2 protein-coding genes are annotated in these 2,883 nt (G+C 71.4%); both read left to right on the forward strand.

Features of this window, described 5'->3' with window-relative positions:
* Positions 1-271 (forward strand): cell wall-binding repeat-containing protein (locus N1028_RS19665; RefSeq protein ID WP_259531229.1); only part of this gene is annotated, 271 nt, incomplete at its 5' end.
* 20 nt (positions 272-291) lie between these two features.
* A partial coding sequence (locus N1028_RS19670; RefSeq protein ID WP_259531230.1) for a LamG-like jellyroll fold domain-containing protein occupies positions 292-2,883 on the forward strand: 2,592 nt, incomplete at its 3' end.

Below are 2,883 nucleotides of genomic sequence, written 5' to 3' on the forward strand. Positions count from 1 at the left end.
CGAGGCGTCGAGGTCGATCAACGATCACTTCTTCGACACCGCCGATCACGTGCTGCTCGCGACGGGCTTGAAGTTCTCCGACGCCCTCGCAGGTTCGGCGTACGGACCTCGGATCGACGCACCCCTGTTCACGGTGAAGGCCGACTGCATCCCCGCTGCGACCCTCGCCCAGATCGAGGAGCTCGGCGCCACGAAGGTCACCCTCCTCGGCGGGCCGGCCAGCCTCAGCGTTGCCGTCGCCGAGCTCACGAGCTGCGAGCCCCGCGCATGAGCGCCTTCTCGAGAGTGCGCATGGCGGTCTCCGCTGCCGCCGCGACGGTGATGGTGGTCGGTCTCGGAGCGGTCGCGATCGCTCCTGCGACCGCGGCCGTGCCGGGAGCCGGGGCGCCCGCCGCCGCGGCCCCGGCTCCGGCCGACGGCCTCGTGGCCGAGTACCTCTTCTCCCAGTCGACCGGCGCGACCGTCGAGAACACGGCCACCGGTGACGGCGCCGTGGGCGACGCGACCGTCGTGAACGCATCCGATGCCCTGTGGACGGGCGACTCGCTCCGCTTCGCCGGCGGCTCGAAGACCTCGGCCACCGCGAACTGGGTTGAGCTGCCGGACGACGTGCTCACGGGCGCCACCTCGGCCACGGTCACGACGGAGGTGAGGATCGACGCCGCCATGAAGTCGCAGTTCAACTTCCTCTGGAACATCGGCAACGACGCCACCCAGCAGTACTGGTTCAGCTCGGTGCGCGACAACCCGCGCACCGCCATCACCACCACGGGCGGCGGCGGCGAGGTCAACGCCCGCGCCGGCGCCGGGCTCGACGCCGACCGCTGGTACAGCCTCACCTCCGTGATCGACGGCGCGGCCGGAACGATCTCGTACTACATCGACGGGGTGCGCGTGGCACAGGGCGCGACGGCCCTGACGCCGGCCTCGATCACCGACCAGTCGCTCAACACGATCGGCCGCTCGCCCTGGCCCGATCCCGTCTTCCAGGGCGAGGTGTCGGCGTTCCGCGTCTACGACCGCGTCCTGAGCGCCGACGAGGTGCAGGCCGTGAGCGAGACGGACGCCGTGGCGCACGAGGCGAGCTTCGCCGCGGCCGCGCAGGGCATCCTCGACGGCCTCGAGCCGGTGGTCGTGAGCGACAGCAGCACCACCCTGCCGGATGCCGGCGGCGCCGTGCGCTGGACCTCGTCGCTCGCGGGCGTGACGATCGCCGACGACGGTGTGTCGCTGACCGCCGAGCAGCCCGCGGCGGGGGAGCCCGCCCTCACGGGCACGCTCACCGCCACGGCCGCCGTGCGCGGTGTCGAGGCGTCGGAGGAGATCGGCGTGACCGTGCTCCCGGCCGCCACGGCGACCGACGACTACGGCTACCTGATGGTGCACTTCATCGAGGACTCCGAGGGCTACGCCGAGAAGATCTACCTCGACGTCTCGCGGGGCGACGACCCGGAGCAGTGGGATCCGTTGAACGGCGGCGAGCCCATCCTCGCGTCGGATCTCGGCACGACCGGTGTGCGCGATCCGTACCTCACCTACAACCCCGAGACCGAGACCTACTACATCATCGCCACCGACCTCCGGGTCTTCGGCGGCGACGCGGGCAGCGGGGCCTGCACCACCTGGTGCCACTGGACCCGCAACGCGAGCACGAAGCTCAACATCTGGGAGTCCAAGGACCTCGTGACCTGGGGCGACCTGCGCCAGATCGACGTGGCCGCCGGCCCCACCGGCGCTCCGGCAGCGGAGCTCGGCATGGCCTGGGCCCCCGAGGCCACCTGGGTCGACGACTACTACGCCGACGGCCGCGGTGCGTTCGTCGTCTACTGGTCCTCGACCGTGTTCCCGGCGAGCGACCCGCAGCAGCAGGGCCCGAGCTACAGCCGCGTGCTCTACGGCGCGACGCCCGACTTCACGCAGGCGAGCTACGAGTACGGCGGCGTCTTCGTCGACAACGGCGGCGACGCGATCGACACCACGATGATCCAGGACGGGGGCACGACCTACCGCATCACGAAGGACAACGCCTTCGGCGACGGCATCTACATGGAGTCGACCGACGACACCCGCTGGTGGGAGCCGGGCACGACCTGGAGCACCCTGCAGACGCAGATCGGCGCGGTCTGGTCCGGCGGCAACCCGGGCGGGGTCGAGGGCCCGGCCGTCTTCAAGAGCCACAGCGAGGAACGCTGGTACCTCTACGTCGACGTCATCCCCTCGACCGGCTACCGGCCGATGGAGACCACCGACCTCTCGGCCGGCTGGAACCAGCTCACCGGCGGCGGCTTCTTCATGGCCCCGAGCACGAAGCACGGCGGCATCGTGTCGCTCACGAAGGCCCAGTACGACACCGTGCGGGCGGCGGATGCGACCGCGGCCGTGCAGAGCGAGCTCGGGCCGGTCTCGGTCGAGGAGGGCAGCTCGGCCGATGCGCTCGTGGCGGCCCTGCCCGCCACGGCCGAGGTGGAGCTCGCCCACGGGCGCGGCACCTCGGAGCTGCCGGTGGCGTGGGACGTATCGGCGGCCGACCTCACGGCGCCGGGCGAGTACACGGTCTCGGGCACGGTGCGCTCGATCGGCGCCAACCTCAACCAGTGGGTGGGGGCGGGCGGATCGACGGCGTACGACGCGCCGGAGAAGCAGCTCTTCAGCTCGACGGCGATCGAGGTGACGGCGACCGTGACGGTGACGGCGGTGGAGCCCGAGCCCGGTGTGGCCGTCGATCGGATCGCGGGTGCGGACCGGTACGAAGTCGCGGTCAACACCTCCAAGGCGGGGTTCCCTGACGGGTCGTCGACTGTGTATGTCGCGTCGGGGGCAGTGTTCCCGGATGCGCTGTCCGCGGCTCCTGCTGCGACGGTCGCGGGTGCTCCGATCCTGCTG

Origin of the sequence: Herbiconiux oxytropis (genome assembly GCF_024979315.1) — a bacterium.
In the GTDB taxonomy this organism is placed as follows: Bacteria; Actinomycetota; Actinomycetes; order Actinomycetales; family Microbacteriaceae; genus Herbiconiux; species Herbiconiux oxytropis.